Annotated in this window: 15 protein-coding genes and 1 pseudogene; 13 read left to right on the top strand and 3 right to left on the bottom strand. The window is 54.4% G+C overall.

Annotated features, from left to right (window positions below; translation table 11 throughout):
- The first annotated feature begins 36 nt into the window (after positions 1 to 36).
- Both JUE67_RS09325 and rplQ read left to right on the top strand, forming a co-directional pair.
- Positions 37 to 975, top strand: a complete 939-nt coding sequence (locus JUE67_RS09325) for a DNA-directed RNA polymerase subunit alpha (RefSeq protein WP_125695920.1) — start codon at positions 37 to 39, stop codon at positions 973 to 975.
- 27 nt (positions 976 to 1,002) lie between these two features.
- Positions 1,003 to 1,383 carry a 50S ribosomal protein L17 gene (gene rplQ, locus JUE67_RS09320; protein WP_125695919.1) on the top strand — a complete coding sequence of 127 codons (381 nt, stop codon included), beginning with the start codon at positions 1,003 to 1,005 and terminating at the stop codon, positions 1,381 to 1,383.
- Between the two features lie 1,528 nt (positions 1,384 to 2,911).
- Here the strand turns inward: rplQ and JUE67_RS09315 are convergent.
- A complete protein-coding gene (locus tag JUE67_RS09315) occupies positions 2,912 to 4,279 on the bottom strand; it encodes a glycoside hydrolase family 32 protein (RefSeq protein WP_203627965.1) in 1,368 nt (455 codons plus the stop codon).
- A 499-nt stretch (positions 4,280 to 4,778) separates the two neighbouring features.
- Here JUE67_RS09315 and JUE67_RS09310 point away from each other — a divergent pair, with 499 nt between their 5' ends.
- From JUE67_RS09310 to JUE67_RS09265, 10 genes and pseudogenes are all read left to right on the top strand, one after another.
- Positions 4,779 to 5,615, top strand: coding sequence for an energy-coupling factor ABC transporter ATP-binding protein (locus JUE67_RS09310; RefSeq protein ID WP_203627967.1), 837 nt, complete (start codon positions 4,779 to 4,781; stop codon positions 5,613 to 5,615).
- Positions 5,591 to 6,457 carry an energy-coupling factor ABC transporter ATP-binding protein gene (locus JUE67_RS09305; protein ID WP_203627969.1) on the top strand — a complete coding sequence of 289 codons (867 nt, stop codon included), beginning with the start codon at positions 5,591 to 5,593 and terminating at the stop codon, positions 6,455 to 6,457. The genes JUE67_RS09310 and JUE67_RS09305 overlap by 25 nt, the downstream gene beginning before the upstream one ends.
- Positions 6,450 to 7,244, top strand: a complete 795-nt coding sequence (locus tag JUE67_RS09300) for an energy-coupling factor transporter transmembrane component T family protein (RefSeq protein ID WP_203627971.1) — start codon at positions 6,450 to 6,452, stop codon at positions 7,242 to 7,244. Before JUE67_RS09305 ends, JUE67_RS09300 begins: the two co-directional genes overlap by 8 nt.
- A 14-nt stretch (positions 7,245 to 7,258) precedes the next feature.
- The gene (gene truA / locus JUE67_RS09295) at positions 7,259 to 8,023 is read left to right on the top strand and encodes a tRNA pseudouridine(38-40) synthase TruA (protein WP_203627973.1); all 765 of its coding nucleotides are present in this window, start codon (positions 7,259 to 7,261) and stop codon (positions 8,021 to 8,023) included.
- A 262-nt stretch (positions 8,024 to 8,285) separates the two neighbouring features.
- The gene (gene rplM, locus JUE67_RS09290; protein ID WP_125695913.1) at positions 8,286 to 8,732 is read left to right on the top strand and encodes a 50S ribosomal protein L13; all 447 of its coding nucleotides are present in this window, start codon (positions 8,286 to 8,288) and stop codon (positions 8,730 to 8,732) included.
- 13 nt (positions 8,733 to 8,745) lie between these two features.
- A complete protein-coding gene (gene rpsI / locus JUE67_RS09285; protein WP_203637133.1) occupies positions 8,746 to 9,138 on the top strand; it encodes a 30S ribosomal protein S9 in 393 nt (130 codons plus the stop codon).
- 113 nt (positions 9,139 to 9,251) lie between these two features.
- Entirely contained in the window at positions 9,252 to 9,902 is a 651-nt protein-coding gene (locus JUE67_RS09280) for a Fic family protein (protein ID WP_203627975.1), read from the top strand.
- Between the two features lie 388 nt (positions 9,903 to 10,290).
- Positions 10,291 to 12,264, top strand: a pseudogene (locus JUE67_RS09275) (SSURE domain-containing protein); the annotation flags it as partial.
- A 100-nt stretch (positions 12,265 to 12,364) separates the two neighbouring features.
- Positions 12,365 to 13,054 carry a response regulator transcription factor gene (locus JUE67_RS09270; RefSeq protein WP_203627979.1) on the top strand — a complete coding sequence of 230 codons (690 nt, stop codon included), beginning with the start codon at positions 12,365 to 12,367 and terminating at the stop codon, positions 13,052 to 13,054.
- Between the two features lie 3 nt (positions 13,055 to 13,057).
- Positions 13,058 to 14,089: a sensor histidine kinase gene (locus tag JUE67_RS09265; RefSeq protein WP_203627981.1), complete on the top strand. Its 1,032-nt coding sequence runs from the start codon at positions 13,058 to 13,060 to the stop codon at positions 14,087 to 14,089.
- A 399-nt stretch (positions 14,090 to 14,488) separates the two neighbouring features.
- On the opposite strand, the gene JUE67_RS09260 is transcribed toward JUE67_RS09265, so the two are convergent.
- Positions 14,489 to 15,022: a TetR/AcrR family transcriptional regulator gene (locus tag JUE67_RS09260; RefSeq protein WP_203627982.1), complete on the bottom strand. Its 534-nt coding sequence runs from the start codon at positions 15,020 to 15,022 to the stop codon at positions 14,489 to 14,491.
- A 115-nt stretch (positions 15,023 to 15,137) separates the two neighbouring features.
- On the opposite strand from JUE67_RS09260, the gene JUE67_RS09255 reads away from it, so the two are divergent.
- Positions 15,138 to 16,172, top strand: a complete 1,035-nt coding sequence (locus JUE67_RS09255) for an SDR family NAD(P)-dependent oxidoreductase (RefSeq protein WP_203627987.1) — start codon at positions 15,138 to 15,140, stop codon at positions 16,170 to 16,172.
- A 173-nt stretch (positions 16,173 to 16,345) separates the two neighbouring features.
- Here the strand turns inward: JUE67_RS09255 and JUE67_RS09250 are convergent, their stop codons facing one another.
- Positions 16,346 to 16,924: a TetR/AcrR family transcriptional regulator gene (locus JUE67_RS09250; RefSeq protein ID WP_203637131.1), complete on the bottom strand. Its 579-nt coding sequence runs from the start codon at positions 16,922 to 16,924 to the stop codon at positions 16,346 to 16,348.
- Positions 16,925 to 16,952 lie beyond the last annotated feature (28 nt).

Genomic DNA, 16,952 nt, shown 5'->3' with positions numbered 1-16,952 from the left:
AACTTCACTTCTCGTTTTGAAAGGGGTACAGACTAGATGATCGAATTTGAAAAGCCAAACATCACCAAAGTTGACGAAAGCACCAACTATGGCAAGTTTGTCGTTGAACCGCTGGAACGCGGTTATGGGACCACCCTTGGGAATTCCCTTCGGCGTATCCTTTTATCCTCACTGCCAGGGGCTGCGGTAGCCAGCATCCAGATCGATGGCGTCCTGCACGAGTTCTCCACGATCGATGGGGTACTGGAAGATGTCACCCAGATCATCTTGAACATCAAGAAGCTCGCTTTGAAGATGAATACCGACGAAGATCGCACTGTTGAAATCGACGTGACAGGGCCAGCCACGGTCACCGCGGCCGACATTGTCACCGATAGCGACGTTGAAGTGCTGAATCCGGAGCAGTATATCTGCACGGTGGCTGAGGGCGGTCATTTCCATATCCGGATGACGGTCCGCACCGGTCGCGGTTATGTCGCAGCTGACCAGAACAAGGTCGACGACATGCCGATCGGTGTCCTGCCGGTCGATTCGATCTTCACGCCGATCAGTCGCGTCAACTACCAGGTGGAAAGCACCCGTGTTGGTCGCCGCAACGATTTCGACAAGCTGACCCTGGATGTTTGGACCAATGGCTCGATCTCCCCGCGTGAGGCGATCAGTTTGGCCGCGAAGATCTTGACCGAACATCTCGATATCTTCGTTAATCTGACTGATGAAGCTAAGAACGCCGAGATCATGGTGGAAAAAGAAGAGACGCACAAGGAAAAGATGCTCGAGATGACCATCGAAGAGCTCGACTTGTCCGTCCGTTCATACAACTGCCTGAAGCGCGCCGGCATCAATACGGTTCAAGAATTAACCAACAAGACAGAAGCCGATATGATGAAAGTGCGCAACCTGGGCCGCAAGTCGCTTGAGGAAGTCAAGAACAAGCTCTCTGATCTTGGCTTAGGATTGCGTAAAGAAGATTAACCAAAATTCGCAAAGGAGGCCAATTCCATGAGTTACCGGAAATTACAGCGCACGAAGTCTCAGCGTAAAGCTTTGCTGCGCAGTTTGACCACAGATCTGATCATTCACGAACGTCTGATCACCACCGAAGCTCGCGCCAAAGAAGTTCGCGGCACGGTTGAAAAGATGATCACCCTCGGCAAGCGCGGCGACCTGCACGCACGTCGTCAGGCAGCTGCCTATGTTCGCCAGGAGATCGCTGATGTCCAAGAAGTTGACGGCAAGCCGGTCGTTAAGAACGCTTTGCAGAAACTCTTCACCGACATCGCACCACGTTATGCAGATCGTAAGGGCGGTTACACCCGCATCTTGAAGACTGCACCTCGTCGCGGCGACGCAGCACCGATGGTCATCATCGAGCTGGTGTAATGTTTGACCTCCCGCCTCGGCGGGACAATTTCTAAAACGAATCGGCCCCCGTGGTCGATTCACTTTGATCATTTGATCGATGGAGCGTTACGATGTTGGCTGCCACTTCTGGCATGGGTCTTGCGCCCGGCACTGCTTGCAGCGCCGCCGAGTCTAGCTTGCGAGCACCGGGCAACCGGTGTCTCCATCATTAAATGATTTTTTTACATAGCGGAGCTGCGCCTTGGTGCGTGGCTCTTTTTTGATTCAGGGGCTCGGTGGCGCTCGATTGGACAAATGGGATGAAGCCTTGCGACTCGGCTTATGTACCCTGATTCGGTCGGGCCGTTGACCGGACCAGGGGCCACACACGATGCGAAGGGCAGGCCCTCGCCAGTCGCAACGTGTGTGGTGACTGCATTGCTCTTTGAAACCTTTTGTGGCATCCGTGCCGCCGCCATATATCGATCGCTGGTGCAGTAAGCTTAGGTCATGTAGGCTTAGAATTTCGGTGACCTTCCCGCTTCCGAAGAAGAAGGCGTCGTTCTCAAGATGGGCCGCATACCCGGTGCTGCAAACAAAGGTGGGTTGCACGACATTGTGTGGATGCCGGTAGAGCTTATTCGGCTGTCAAAGAGCGTGACATGGCGTTGCCGCCGGGGACGTGGCATCGGTAACGACCTGCTTGCGCAAGTTGTTCGTCTTTCATCTTGGGTGGATCTTTGAGTCGCCGCCATATCGGACGCTGGTGCAAGTTGGGTGACATATAGGCTTAGAATTTCGGTGACCTTCCCTCTTCCGAAGATTCGGGTGTTGTTCTCAAGATGGGCCGCATTCAGCTCCTGCAAACGAAGGTGGGCTGCACGACATTGGGATGAAAGACTGGTGGGAACCCGGGCTCCCGTGGTGCGGGTGGTGCTGAACGCTGCTGATCGGGCGTGCATTCTGTCGGTGTGGTTGTTTCTCGTCAGCCCCTTCGGATAGGGTTGAACCGCATGTGACACTATCCGAATGCCACACGCTCACCCAGGGGGTCGTTAAGAGCCCACCTTCTTGACCCTTACATATAGTTAAGCGAGTCGTGAGCGGAGAATGTGATCGAGAACTCGGAAATGATTTTAAAATTGGTCAGGAATGCCGATATGACAGGGATTTAGAATGTGTGCAAATGGGCTAGACCATTTGAACTGATTATTTTGTTTTCAAGCCACCACTTTTCGGCACTGAACCTGGTTAGGGAAAAATTCAAAGTCCTGGCGACAAAGCGAGGGGGTCCTCTCGACTCATGACCTGTGCTTCATGTTTTGGGATGCGCGTAGACGTGTGTATCGTTCGTGATGCGCATGTCAGTACTGACGCGCTGCCACCAGTTTAAGTATCGTGTGAAGCGGGTATTTTAAAAATTGAGATCGCTTTTTTTGCCGCACACTCGCTTAAATATATGGAGGGGTAAAGTGAGTGAAGCGGACATGCTGATCTCGCGAGATACGGGGCTGCACGCGTGGCAAGAAAAAGGCGCCGAGACGATTGTCTGGGCGCCATATGATAGTTAGCGGTTAGCTGTTTCATGCCAGATCGTGAGCGGGACCTGGCCAATTGAGGTGCGTAGTTCAGTTAAAGGTGTCTCGGCAAAATAGATGAGACTGGCAACTTGCCCAGTCGAGGTGAAGACTTCAAGCGAGGAACGGTCGAGGATGATCTGAAACGCGGTTGAAGGTGCGAGTGGCAGGGACAGCTGTTGCGTCGGGATGGCATCTCGGACTGTGATCGTCAGTAGCTGCGTCGTTTGCTCGAGCTGGATGGCGCCATGTTTTCCTGCAAGCACTAGTGATTGGCCCGCTTTCAGACCATCATGTGCGGTCAGGACCGTTGCGATTGCAACCGGCATCGGCTGATCTATCGCGACCGCAGCGGTTTCGTAGCCAGCTGGCAATACAGGTGTTTGGCGCAGCGTCCCGTTTTTATCTACGTGGAGGACCCGCGGACTGCCCATCTGGCCGTTCCACTGCTGATCGTGCGAGGGGAGAAAATCCATTGCGTCTGCTGAGTGGAGCCAGGGAATCAGGTAACGCGTGCCAAGATGGTCAAAGGATTGCGGGGCATAGAAGTCGCGACCCTGATCGAGCGGTTGGATGGTGCGCGGCGAAAAGCGGCCCGTCTGCCAATCCATCTGGCCGAGCGCAAGGTTGACGTTGGCGCCGCCTGCGACCCCGATCGCACTGAAGACCAGCGCGTCCTGGCCGTCGATCGAGAGGAGGTCTGGGCATTCCGCAATCGTGCCAAGTTCGGGAATCCCGCGAAGTAAGATCGACACGAAGCGCCAATGCAGGAGGTCATCGGAGGTGTAGAGCAGAATCTGGCCGGCCTCGTCGCGGTCGGAGGAGGCGAGGACCACATAATAATGGCCGTCGTGTAGCGTGAGTTTCGGGTCGCGAAAATTTTGTACCGAAGCGCCGGCGGGCAGGTCCGCCGCCGTCAATACCGGGTTGCCGGCATATTTTGTGAAATGAGTGCCGTCCGTCGAGGTGGCGATGTTCTGATTTTGCCGGACCGTTCCGTCGGCTTGCTGGACGTTGCCGGTGTACATCACAACCAGGGTGTCATCCTTGACAATCGCTGAGCCGGAGAAAACACCGTTGCGGTCGTAGTCCTGATCCGGGGCCAAGGCGACCGGCTCGTCGTGCCAATCGATCAGGTCCCGGCTTGTTGCGTGGCCCCAGTGCATTGTGTCCCAGACGGCGCTGTATGGATTGTACTGGTAAAACAGGTGGAAGCGGCCCGCAAAATAGACCAGGCCGTTGGGGTCGTTCAACCACCCGATTGGGGCGGAAAAATGTGCTTGTGGGCGAAATTGCGGGGAGACGGTGGCGGCATGATCGCGGATATAGGTATCCGCTTGGGCAAGAGTGAGTGTCATGATGACCTCCGGAAATTGTGAAGTGGGTTCAAACAACCCCAAAACGTTAGCATTTGTGAGCGCTTCCGTCAATTCTGTGAATTCATCAAAGGTCAAGTGAAATGATGGGTGTGGAAATTAGCAAAGCACCCGAGCCAAGTTAGCTGCCCCACCCCTAAGCGCTCGGCTCCGCACCCTGCAGTTGGGCCTCGCGCGGCAGGTCTGGGATATCTAGTCGACTCAGGCACTCGGCGGCCAAGTGCGCCACCAAGCGCCTAAGCCGAACTAGCTGCCCAGACCAGGACGCCGCGCTCCGCACCCTCCAGTTGGGCTTCGCGCGGCAGGTCTGGGATATCTAGCCGACTCAGGCACTCGGCGGCCAAGTGCGCCACCAAGCGCCTAAGCCGAACTAGCTACCCAGACCAGGACGCCGCGCTCCGCACCCTCCCTTTTCATCGCCTCCGCTTAGGGCTAAAATATGGTATTATGTTCGTGTTATGCATTGGAACGGAGGGGCGTCATGACAGAGGCTATTCAGATCGATCATTTGAGCTATACGTATCCCGACGCGACGCACCCGGCCCTGGCGGATGTCTCTTTGGACATCGCACAAGGGGAGTGGGTCGCCATTATCGGCCACAATGGGAGCGGGAAAAGCACACTCGCGAAAAATATCAATGGCCTATTGGCACCCACCAGTGGGCAGGTGACTGTGGCGGGCCTGCCGCTCACCGAAGAAAACATCTGGGATATTCGGGCGAAGGTCGGTATTGTTTTTCAAAATCCGGATAACCAGTTCGTTGGCGCAACGGTGGCCGATGATGTGGCGTTTGGCTTGGAAAATCGCGGAATGCCGCGCGACGAGATGATTGTTCGGGTCGATGACGCGTTGGAGCAGGTCAACATGTCGGCCTTTTCCTCACGGGAGCCAGCGCGGCTTTCCGGCGGGCAAAAACAGCGAGTCGCAATTGCCGGGATCATTGCCCAGCGGCCGGACATCATCATCTTGGATGAGGCGACGTCAATGCTTGACCCGGCTGGCCGCCTGGAAGTGCTTCAATTGATTCAGGCGCTGCGTGAACGGCAGAGCCTCACTGTTTTATCGATCACCCATGACATCGACGAGGCGGCTAGCGCGGATCGGGTGATCATCTTGAACGACGGCGCGATCAAGGAAAGCGGCACCCCGGCGGAGATCTTCGCCCGAGGGCCTGAGCTGATCGAGCTTGGGTTGGACGTGCCATTTGCAGAGCGCCTCAAACATGCGCTTATTTCCCGCGGTGTCAACATGCCCGCACATTATCTTGACGAGGAAGGCCTGGTGAACTACCTGTGGACATTACATTCGACCATGTAAGCTTCACCTATCAGGCAGGGACCCCGTTTGCCGGGGAAGGCTTGCGCGATGTCTCGACCACCATTTCTGATCACAGTTACACGGCGATCATTGGCCACACCGGCAGCGGCAAGTCGACGCTTTTGCAGCACCTGAACGCGTTGCTGAAGCCGACCAGTGGCTCTGTGACCATTGGCGACCGGGTGATCACGGCCGAGACCAATAATAAAAATCTGAAGCCGTTGCGGCAAAAAGTCGGGATGGTTTTTCAATTCGCGGAAAATCAGTTGTTTGAGCAGACTGTTGCCAAAGACATCGCGTTTGGCCCGAAAAACTTCGGGGCCAGCGATGATGAGGCGGCCGCCCTGGCCAAACAAATGGTGACGTTGGTGGGCCTGCCCGAGGAGGTGCTCACGCAGTCGCCGTTTGATCTGTCCGGTGGGCAAATGCGCCGGGTCGCGATCGCTGGCGTGCTTGCGATGCAGCCACAGGTGTTGGTGCTCGATGAACCGACTGCGGGCCTGGATCCGGCGGGCCGGCGCGACATGATGACGATGTTTGAGCGGCTCCACGAGACCCAGGGCCTGACGATCGTGCTGGTGACGCATCAAATGGATGATGTCGCCGATTTTGCCGACCACGTGCTGGTGATGGATCAAGGGGCGCTGATCAAGGAAGGCAGTCCACGCGAGATCTTCGCGGATCCCGATTGGCTGCGTGCGCATCAGCTGGGGCTGCCGAAAGCCACCGCGATGGCCGAGCAACTGATGGCCAAGGGCTTTCGGTTCGACCCGTTGCCATTGACCTCGGATGAGCTGGCGGATCAACTGTTGCCACAGATCGGAGGCGCCCACCATGAATAAATTGATCTTAGGGCGCTACATACCGGGGGACTCTTGGATTCATCAACTCGATCCGCGGACAAAATTGCTGGCGAGTTTCTACTACATCGGGATCATCTTCCTGGCCAATGACTGGAAAAGCTATTTAGTGATGACCCTGGCCACCTTTTTCATGATCTGGTTGTCTAAAGTCAAGCTGGGCTTCTTCCTGCGAGGCGTCCGACCGATGTTGTGGCTGATTCTGTTCACCGTGCTGCTGCAGGTCTTTTTCACGACAGGTGGCAAAGTGTATTGGCAATGGGGCTGGCTGGCGATCACGCAGTTTGGTCTGTCCAACGGGGCGTTCATCTTTATGCGCTTTGTGCTGATTATTTTCATCTCGACGCTGCTGACCTTGACCACGCAACCTTTGTCACTGGCGGATGCGGTGGAAAGCCTGCTGCGGCCGCTGCGTGTGCTGCATGTGCCGGTGACCGAGCTGGCGCTGGTCTTGCAGATCGCGCTGCGGTTCGTACCGACGCTGATGGATCAGACGACGAAGATCATGAATGCGCAGCGCGCGCGTGGCGTGGATTTTGGCTCGGGCAATCTTTTCCAGCAAATGAAGGCGGTCGTGCCGCTTCTCATTCCGCTGTTTGTGGATAGCTTCAGCATCGCCGAGGACCTCGCCACCGCGATGGATGCGCGAGGGTACCAAGGCGGCGATGGGCGCAGCAAGTTTCGCGTTCTGAAGTATCACCGGCGAGACGGGGCGGCCGCCGCGGGCATGATCGTGCTCACGGTGTTGTTGCTGTTGCTCCGCGCCTAGAAAGGGAACCGTCAATGACGCATTATAAATTGACCTTGGCCTATGACGGGACGCATTTTGCCGGCTACCAAGTCCAACCCAATCAACGAACGGTCCAAGGCGTGTTGCAAAAGGCGCTGGCGAAAATGGCAAAGGTGGATCATTTCCATATCGATGGCTCTGGCCGCACCGATAGCGGGGTCCATGCGCTTGGACAAGTCGTGTCATTTGATTACCCGGGAAATATTCCGGTCGAGGCGATGCTACGTGCGATGAACAGCTTGATGCCGCTGGATGTTGAGATCCTCAAGGCGGAGATCGTGCCGGCCACTTTTCACGCGCGGTATTCGGCGACTGGCAAGCGTTATATGTATCGCGTTCAGCGCGGACGCTACACGGATCCGTTCAAGCGGCTATACACAGGGCATTTTCCCTATAAGCTTGACTTGAATCGGGTGCGTGTCGCGCTCGATGATCTGGTCGGGACGCATGATTTTTCCAGCTTTGCGGCAAGCGGTGGCGTGATCACGGACAAGGTGCGCACGATCTATGAAGCAACGGTGCGCGAGGATGTGGCGGCCAACGAGGTGGTCTTTGAATTTTACGGCAATGGATTTTTGTACAACATGGTCCGCATTCTGGTCGCGACGCTTTTGGAAATTGGGACCGGGCGCCGCGATGTGCACGACTTTTTGCGTCTGTTTGAGGTAAAAGACCGCCAGCAGGCCCGTGGCACCGCGCCGGCCTCCGGGTTATATTTGAAAGAAGTTTACTATGATGGGGAACAGTCGTTGCGTTGACGCTACTGGTCCACCCTCAGTTGGGCTCCGGCCCGCATGGTCGAGGTATCTAGTTGTCTCGTGCACTCGGTGGCGAAGTGCGCCGCCAAGCACCCGAGCCAAACTAGCTACTCGACCATCCCACGGGCCTCCGCACCCTTTTGATAATGATTGACACGCGCGCCTTTTTTTTGTATTCTAGTAGACGGTATTGTTTGCCCCACAATAAGCCCCGGAAACTTAATGCGTGTCAAACAGCACAGAATATTGGAGGAAACAAATCGTGCGTACAACATTCATGGCTAAGCCAGGTGAAATCGAACGCAAGTGGGTCCTGATCGACGCCACTGATATCAGTCTCGGCCGCTTGGCTTCTGTCGTTGCAACCATCTTGCGCGGCAAAAACAAGCCGACCTACACCCCTCATACCGATGTGGGCGACAACGTGATCGTCATCAACGCCGGCAAAGTTAAGCTGACCGGTCGTAAGGCAACGGATAAGATCTACTATCACCACAGTCAACATCCAGGTGGTTTGAAGCATGAAGTGGCTGGCGACCTTTTGAAGGACAACCCAGCTCGCTTAGTCGAATATGCCGTTAAGAAAATGTTGCCGACCAAGAACACGCTCGGCCATCAGCAATTTCTAAAGCTTCACGTTTACGCAGGGGACCAGCACCCTCACGAAGCGCAGAAGCCGGAAGTACTCGACATTACGAACCTAATCTAAGGAGGACACAACTGTGGCTCAAGTATCTTACAGCGGCACAGGTCGCCGCAAAAACTCCGTTGCCCGGGTCCGTTTGGTCCCAGGTTCCGGTAAAATCACGATGAACGGCAAAGACGTCCATGACTATCTTCCATATGAGAACTTGATCTTGGATATCAACCAGCCATTCGATATCACCGAGACAAAGGGCAGCTACGATGTCCTTGTCAACGTTAACGGTGGTGGCTTCTCCGGTCAGGCCGGGGCAGTTCGTCACGGCATTTCCCGCGCTCTTTTGACTGTTGGCCCGGATTTCCGCGGTCCCCTCAAGCGCGCCGGTATGCTCACACGTGACCCTCGTATGAAGGAACGTAAGAAGTACGGTTTGAAGAAAGCCCGCAAAGCGAGCCAGTTCTCCAAGCGTTAATCTTTCGTCTCTCAATTTTTACGACAACGATGCGATCCTCCTTTCGAGGGTCGCTTTCTTGTATCCTGAAAAAAATCGACGCGACAGACCGATTGCTGAGAGGAAATGGCAAGATGCAAAACAAGTTTCACCTGACGCCTTCGCAAGAAGCGATGTTGTTTGAAAAAAATTTGCCGGGGATCGTCTACAGCGCCGGTCATTTCGAGGGGCTTGCAACCACTCGGCTGGACACGGAGGCGATTCTCAACAATGTCACCGTCGCCGGCGTGAAGCCTGAGGCGATTGAGATCATCCTCAACTTGAAGCATGCGCTGGAATTGGCGAAGACGCTCCCTCAGATGGATCTGGCCGCAATCGCGCAACTGAATGCAGTCGTGCAAGGTGGTGGGGGGATGCGGCCCGGGACGCTTCGGACGGAAAATGTGCTGGTCAGTCTCAGTCGCGATGATTATGTCCCGCCATTGCCGGATGCAGTGATCGCAACGGCCACACTACAGGGGCTAGAAGAGAATGCCGGAAGTGCGACTGAGACCGCGCTTCGGACGATGCTGTATTTGTCCAAGACACAGCTCTTTTACGATGGCAATAAGCGGACGGCACTGGTCGCCGCCAATGCGATTCTCTATCACGCCGGCGCCGGTATTCTTGCCATTCCCGATGATAAGATGCACTGGTATTTGAGCCAGCTGCAGAAGTTTTATCTGATTGGGAATGATGCGGTGTCCAACTGGCTGTATGAGAATGCGGTGTTCGGGATAAATTGAAAGGTGAGTAGTCAAAGACGCCTTCATGCGCAGCTGATTCGGTTGCCTTTGAAAGGCGTTTTTTTACACCCCAAAAACAGTCGGACGGTGATTGTTGGGACCTAAGCTGAGATTCTTCATGACTCGTTTTGATTTGGACCAGTGGTAAAAGTAAAATAAATAGTTCTGGTCGTGGACTGATGGCGGCCCGCGAGAAGAGACAGCGCTTACTTCCGATTTAATAGTCTGTTAAGAATTTACTACAAGTCAATTAAGCCTCTGATGATACATTGGGACCCTAAACAGGAACGCGTAATGGCGACTGAAATTTATACACTATTTGGAGGCTATGATGATGAGTAATTCTCGACATACTGTAAAGGCTGCATTACGGGACATGCGGGTTCATTACAAGGCATATAAGGTCGGAAAATTCTGGGTGTACAGTGCGATCGTTCTTGCGACCTTGGCCGGTGGTTTGGGTGGGACAATCACCGCGGTGAGTGCGGCCACTGAGCCAATTGCCATTCAAGCATCCGCAACTATGGATAAGACGACGACTTCTCAGTCATCACCGGACGCTCAGACCGCGCCTCAATCAACACAGGCTGATGAGACGACACCAGTGGCCTCAACCACTTCTGCCGCGACAGGTGAGGCATCAGGGACCTCAACTTCCACACCTGCAGATTTGGAGAAGGTCGCCAGCGCTGCGTCAACGCCGGCAGTTAGTTCAAATCTTTCGGCCAGCGAATTGACCGCCAAAGTGACTTCGACTTTGATGGTTTCGGCTCAGACGCTGGCCAATGCAACTGGTGATGGGCCGTTCACCGCCGGGGTCAACCAGGTCATTCCGTTCGAAGCGTTTGGTGGTGATGGGATGCTGATACGGTTGCTGTTGACCAGTGCCGCTTCTGCCCCATGGTCTGACAATGGGACAGGTGCGAATGCCGCGTTATCACCGGTTATGGGGCTGGCTAGTGGTCAGTATTTCTATGAAGTGGATTTTGGGGGTAACTTAACAGGAAAGCAAGGCCAGGCCCTGCTGGATCAGTTACGCGAAGATGGAACGCAAACAGTCAGCGCGACACTAAAAGTTTATGCCGCGGGTAGTGATGGCCAGGCTGATACAACGAACGTGGTGGCGACAAAGACGGGAATTCGGATCTCGTTCACCGGCCTGACAAACCAGGTTAGCAGCGCAATTACAGTGCCTGCACAGTATTTGGCAAATGCGAAGGAATCAGGCCCGTTCACGGCAGGCGTCAACCAAGTGATTCCATATGAGGCGTTTGGCGGGGATGGCATGCTGACACGTCTTTTGTTAAACAGTTCTGTGGCCGCACCATGGTCTGATAACGGAACCGCGATGAACACCGCGCTATTGCCAATCTCAGGCCTTGCCACTGGTCAGTATTTCTATGAAGTTGATCTTGCTGGCAATGTTGCGGGCAAGCAGGGCCAAGCCTTGTTAGATCAGTTGCGGCTGAATGGCACCCAGACATACAGCGCAACAGTCAAGCTATACGCTGCAGGTGCTGACGGTCAGGCGGATACGTCGAAGGTCATTGCGACAAAGGCAGGTATTCAGCTCAATGTTGAAGGCTTGACGAGCAACATTAAGAACCAGATCAATGTGCCGGCAGCCTATTTAGTGGCGGCCAAGGGCGATGGGCCATTCACCGCGGGCGTTAATCAGGTGATTCCATTTGAGGCATTCGGTGGGGATGGGATGCTCACCCGGCTTCTGCTGAGCGGTTCAAATCTCGCGGCGTGGTCGAACAATGGGACGGCCATGAACAAGCCAATTCTGCCAATAAGTGGGTTAGCTAAGGGGGAATATGCCTATTCGGTGGTCCTTGGCGGCAATCTTGCCGGGAAAACAGGTCAAGCGTTGATTGATCAGCTCCGCAAAAATGGCACGCAGACTTACGGTGCAACCGTGACTATCTATGCGATCGGTAGCGATGGCAAAGCAATCACGACGAGCCCGGTCGCGACCAAGGCCGGCGTTCAGATCACCATCAATGTGCCTGAGAAAGCCATGACCACCCCAGGTCAATCAAAGGGCGATCAGAGCGCGGCCATGTCTAAGCCAAGCGGTCATGGCGCTTCAACCGGCAAGATGGCTGCGATGACGGCCCCAGCCAAGAGTGGCATGACCACAAAAACTGGTTCTGATACGGCTATGAAGCCAGCCATGATGCAGAAAGCTGCTGACAAATCGAGTCAGATGTCCTCCCAGATGCCTTCTGAAAAGTTGCTACCTCAGGCTGGCGACGCGGTCAACGAAGGGCTCACCCTGTTTGGAACAGCAATGCTCGCGTTGCTTGCTGTGGTTGGGACCACGGTCGGAATCAATAGCAAGCGGCGGGCTGGTTAGAGCGGGTCTTCAGCGGGAAATTGATAAGCAAAATAATTTGAATTTGGGGGATAGTATTATACATTATGTGTAGTACTATTCTTTTTTTAAGGAGAAAACCGTGGTGCAGACAATTTTGCTGGCAGATGACGAATCTGCCATTATGGAAATTAATCAGCGGTATTTGAAGGACGCGGGCTATGTTGTGCTCACTGCAGCAGACGGGGCCGAGGCGTTGAACGTGTTTAAACATCAACACGTCGACCTCGTGATCACGGACATCATGATGCCCAATATGGATGGCTATGATCTGATTGATGAGGTCCAGCTGTTAAATCCGGATCAACCTTTCTTGTTTATTACGGCCAAGACCTCAGATCAAGATAAGATCTTTGCACTGAACCTTGGTGCAGACGACTTTATCAGCAAGCCATTCAGTCCTCGGGAATTGGTGCTTCGCGTTGGAAATATCTTACGCAGAATCAATGGGTCTCGAGGCCAGCAAGATAAGACCCAACTGGGTAATTTGCGCGTCGACTACACTGCGCACGAAGCGACCGTGAAAGGCCAAACACTTGATCTGACGGCTAAGGATTTTGAACTCCTGTGGCTATTGGCTGGCAACCCGAGACATGTTTTCTCGAAGACGGAGCTGTATCAAATTGTTTGGGGCGAGGCTTATCTTGAGGTAGATGCAAACACCTTGAATGTCCATATTCACGCGTTACGCGCCCAACTCTGCTCTTATGGTGACGAACAGACGCCCACCATCAAAACAGTTTGGGGGTTAGGCTACAAAATTGAGGTATAGGGAATGAAGCTTAAATATCTGATCATGATGGGGCACCTTTTGTCGATCTTGATCACGATCGTTGCCGTGGTGTGGGCCGTCAACAAAATGTTTATTGTTCAAAGTAGCGGCTTTCTTTTAGTACTGATCACGTTGATTGCCAGTTCGCTGGGCGCGGTGGTTGACTTATTACTGTTGCGCCCAACGTTTCAGTCATTGGAGCGGCTAAAGGCTCAGGCGCAGGCAATCACTGAGAATCATTTTAATACGGTGCATGATGTTATCGGTCCGTCTGAATTTCGCGAGTTATCTGCCGACTTCAACACGATGTCGACCCACCTTGAGGCGTCCTTCGCTTCACTCAAAGAAAGTGAGCATGAAAAGGATATGATGATCGCACAATTGTCCCACGACATTAAAACGCCGATCACCTCGATTCGTTCGACTGTCGAAGGAATCCTGGATGGCGTCATCGCCCGCGAAGAGGTGCCAGACTATCTGCAAACCATCGACCGCCAAACCGACCGTTTAAACAATCTAGTTGAAGAGCTCAGTTACATCTCGCTACACACGCAAGCTAACCCACCGGTGTTGGTCAGATCAGAGGTGTTGATTGACCAACTTTTGATTGAAACGCTATCTGAGTTCCAGTTTGAACTCGATAGGGACACCCGATCAGTCCATGTGTCGATTTTGCCGCCAGACGCGAAGATTATTTCGGATCGGGATAAAATAGCCCGCATCATCTACAACTTGATCAATAATGCGTTAAAGTATTCACCTTGTGGGAGTTCGTTGGAGATCTCCGCAACGCTGGCTGACCAGCAACTTCAGATCGCAGTGACCGATCACGGCATCGGCATTCGACCGAGTGATCTGGAAGATGTTTTTAAGCGCCTTTATCGGGCCGAAACTTCGCGAAGCACAAAGACAGGGGGCCATGGATTAGGGTTATACATCGCGCAGGCGGTTGCCCACGAACTGGGCGGCGCGATCACTGTCGCCAGTCAGCTTGAGGAAGGCAGTACGTTCACACTGACACTGCCGGTTGAATGAGTCGTCGTATTATGGTTTGCGAGCTCACTGCGGGTTGCAAATCGATGCTTCCCGATAGATCAATAGTCCAGTTGTGGACTTTGGCCTTCGCACCTCACCTATGAAGTCAAATATTGAGTTCTCATATGAGGGAAAACCGTTTCATTTCTGGTTTATGGCTGATTCAACAGGACGAGTCGCGTCTGTTCATGACAATTATGAAAGCTTGGTCGCTAAACATTGATTCACTTTGGTCTAGGCTTTTTTGAGTTGTTACTCAGGCTCCTCTTTACGCTAACGTTTGGGCGACTCTCGTTAAAAGAGTTGCTCTTTTTATATACCCGTGATTTTTGCCCCCAAAGAGCCGAAGAGGGAAAAATTTGTTTTAAGAAAAATATCTCCAGTGCGCTATCTGTCACGTCACCCCGCCAGCTTGGTTGCGATCGCCGCCAAGGTGGCCACTGAGGCGCGCTTGCCGGTTTTCAGCCAGTCGATCGTCATCTTGTAAAGGCCGGCTGCCACGAAGCTGGTCCAAAAAAATGCATAGTCGCCCGTGAACGGCACGGTTTTGACATGGTCACGATAGAAGCGGTCAACGTAATAGGTGAACCGGTCGATCAGCACATTTTCCGCGCCGCTTTGAATTAGCACCTCAAACAGTGTGCTGTGGCGGTCGATGTAGGCAAAATAGGCCTGACTGATCGAGGCCGGTCCTTGGGCCACGCTGGCCGAGAGCGCGTCATAAAAGGGGGCGACGCGCCGATCAAAATAGTCGCTGAGCACCTGCTCCTTGGTGTCGTAATTGCGGTAAAAGCCCATGCGCGAGATGCCGGCGCGGGCGGCCAGCGCACTGACGGTGATGCTGGCGAAAGCCTGGTGTTGCATGAGGTCAAAAAGCGCCAGCTGCAGGCTTTCTCGGCTGAGTTCTTGTTGTTCCTGACTATAAGTTGCCATTACAATTCCCCCCGACTTGTCACAGCTGGCCGTGATCACCTTGTCTTTTGCGTCACCTGAGCCTATCATGAGCCAATGAATGTGACAAGTGTCACGCCAAAGGAGCATGGAAAAAATGACGCAGTTGACGCAGCAAGTACCGATCGCCAGTCCCTTTTCGAAAACAACAACGACCCGCCAAGTGATGCGCGGCGTTGATCTGACGGGAAAGGTCGCCATCGTCACAGGCGGCTATAGTGGCATCGGGCTGATGATCACTCGCGCGTTGGTGAAAGCCGGCGCAACAGTGGTGGTGCCGGCTCGTACCCTGGCCAAGGCGCAAGCGGCGGTGGGAGCGTTGCCGCACACCACAGTCGGCGTGCTGGATCTGATGGATGCGCAGTCGATCGCGGCGTTTGCGGCTGATTTTTTGCGCCAGCATGACCGCCTTGACCTCCTGATCGAATGCGCGGGAATTATGTTTGCCCCATTGCACCGCGACGCCCGCGGTAACGAATCACAATTGGCGACCAATTACCTCGGCCATTTTCAGCTGACGGCCGCGTTGTATCCGGCTTTGAAAAAAACGCCCGGTGCGCGGGTCGTCGTGGTGTCCTCCCGCGCCCAAAGCTGGAATGGCGTCGATTTCACCGATCCTAATTTCGAGCGGCGCGACTATGATCCGCGGGTGGCGTATGCGCAATCCAAGGCGGCGGATATCTTGTTTGCCGTTGACCTCGACCGGCGCGCCAAGCAAGATGATGTACGGGCGTTCGCGGTGCATCCCGGACTCGTGCCAGGCACCGGACTGGGCCGCTTCATTAATCAAAATGCGCACCTGCAGCGGGCGGCCGGCGTGGTGATGAACGACTTGCAGGGGACACGGCTGATCAGTGCGTGGCATGCCCTGCAGGCCAAACGACGCGGCCAGGCCGAGTATGATTATTTCAAAAGCACGAGCCAAGGCGCGGCCTCTGTGCTCTGGGCCGCGACCAGTCCGTTGTTAGTGGATAAGGGCGGGGTGTTTATTGAAGATTGCAACATCGGCACGGCGGTGGCCGCTGACAGCCAGTCCAAATTCGGCGCCAGGCCATGGTCGATCGATCCGGCCCTAGCGAAGCAGCTCTGGACATTGGGCGAAACGCTAAGTGGACGGCCTTTTACGATCTAGTGTCCCCGAGCCCGCCGCATGTGAAAAAGGGCGCCACAACAATGGCGGTCGCCAACATTATTTAGCGGTCTCCTACAATCAATTACGGTTCCATACGCCAAGCACTTCGCCACAAAAAATAGCGGGCCACCCCAACCGGGGGCGGCACCGCTATTTTTTTGCGTGCAGCTCACTCACCGAAACAGCTCCACCGGCGCGAGTGTCTTGCAGCGGTCGATCATGTCGGCGATCATCGCGGGGTCCTCGGTCGCGCCTTTATGCAGCCACAGGAGGATGATCGACACCACCGTCGATAAGAGAATCTCACTGGCGTAATCGGCCGGGAACCCGACCTTGTTGAAGGTGAACTCGGGCGACTTGGCGGCCTGCGCGTCGAGCAATCCCGCGAGGATCCCCTTGAAGCGCGCCACGAATTTGGGGTCGCCAGTATCGCTTGTCAGCGCCTGCACAAACTCGCGGTCGCCTTGCACATAGACCAGCGCCTGGTAGACCGTGTCCCGGGAAATAAAATCGATTGGCGAGGCATTTTCCGCTTCGCCACAGGGGGCCGTCAAAATCGCGGTCAGGCGGTCAATGGTTTGGTCCTCGAAATACGCAAGCAAGGCGAATTTGTCGACGAAATGCAGGTAAAACGTCCCGCGGTTGATGTTCGCGCCCCGTGCAATGTCACTGACGGTCAGGTCATTTAATCCTTTTGTCTGCATCAAGTGCGTAAAGACCTGCTTGATCTTTCTTTCTGTTTGCGGCCGCATTTCTGGCACGCAATCACTCCCTTTTTAA

This window comes from Lacticaseibacillus mingshuiensis, assembly GCF_016861785.1.
Taxonomy (GTDB): Bacteria; Bacillota; Bacilli; order Lactobacillales; family Lactobacillaceae; genus Lacticaseibacillus; species Lacticaseibacillus mingshuiensis.
Note: the sequence above shows the minus strand (reverse complement) of the source record. Positions and strands in the feature narration are given on the sequence as shown.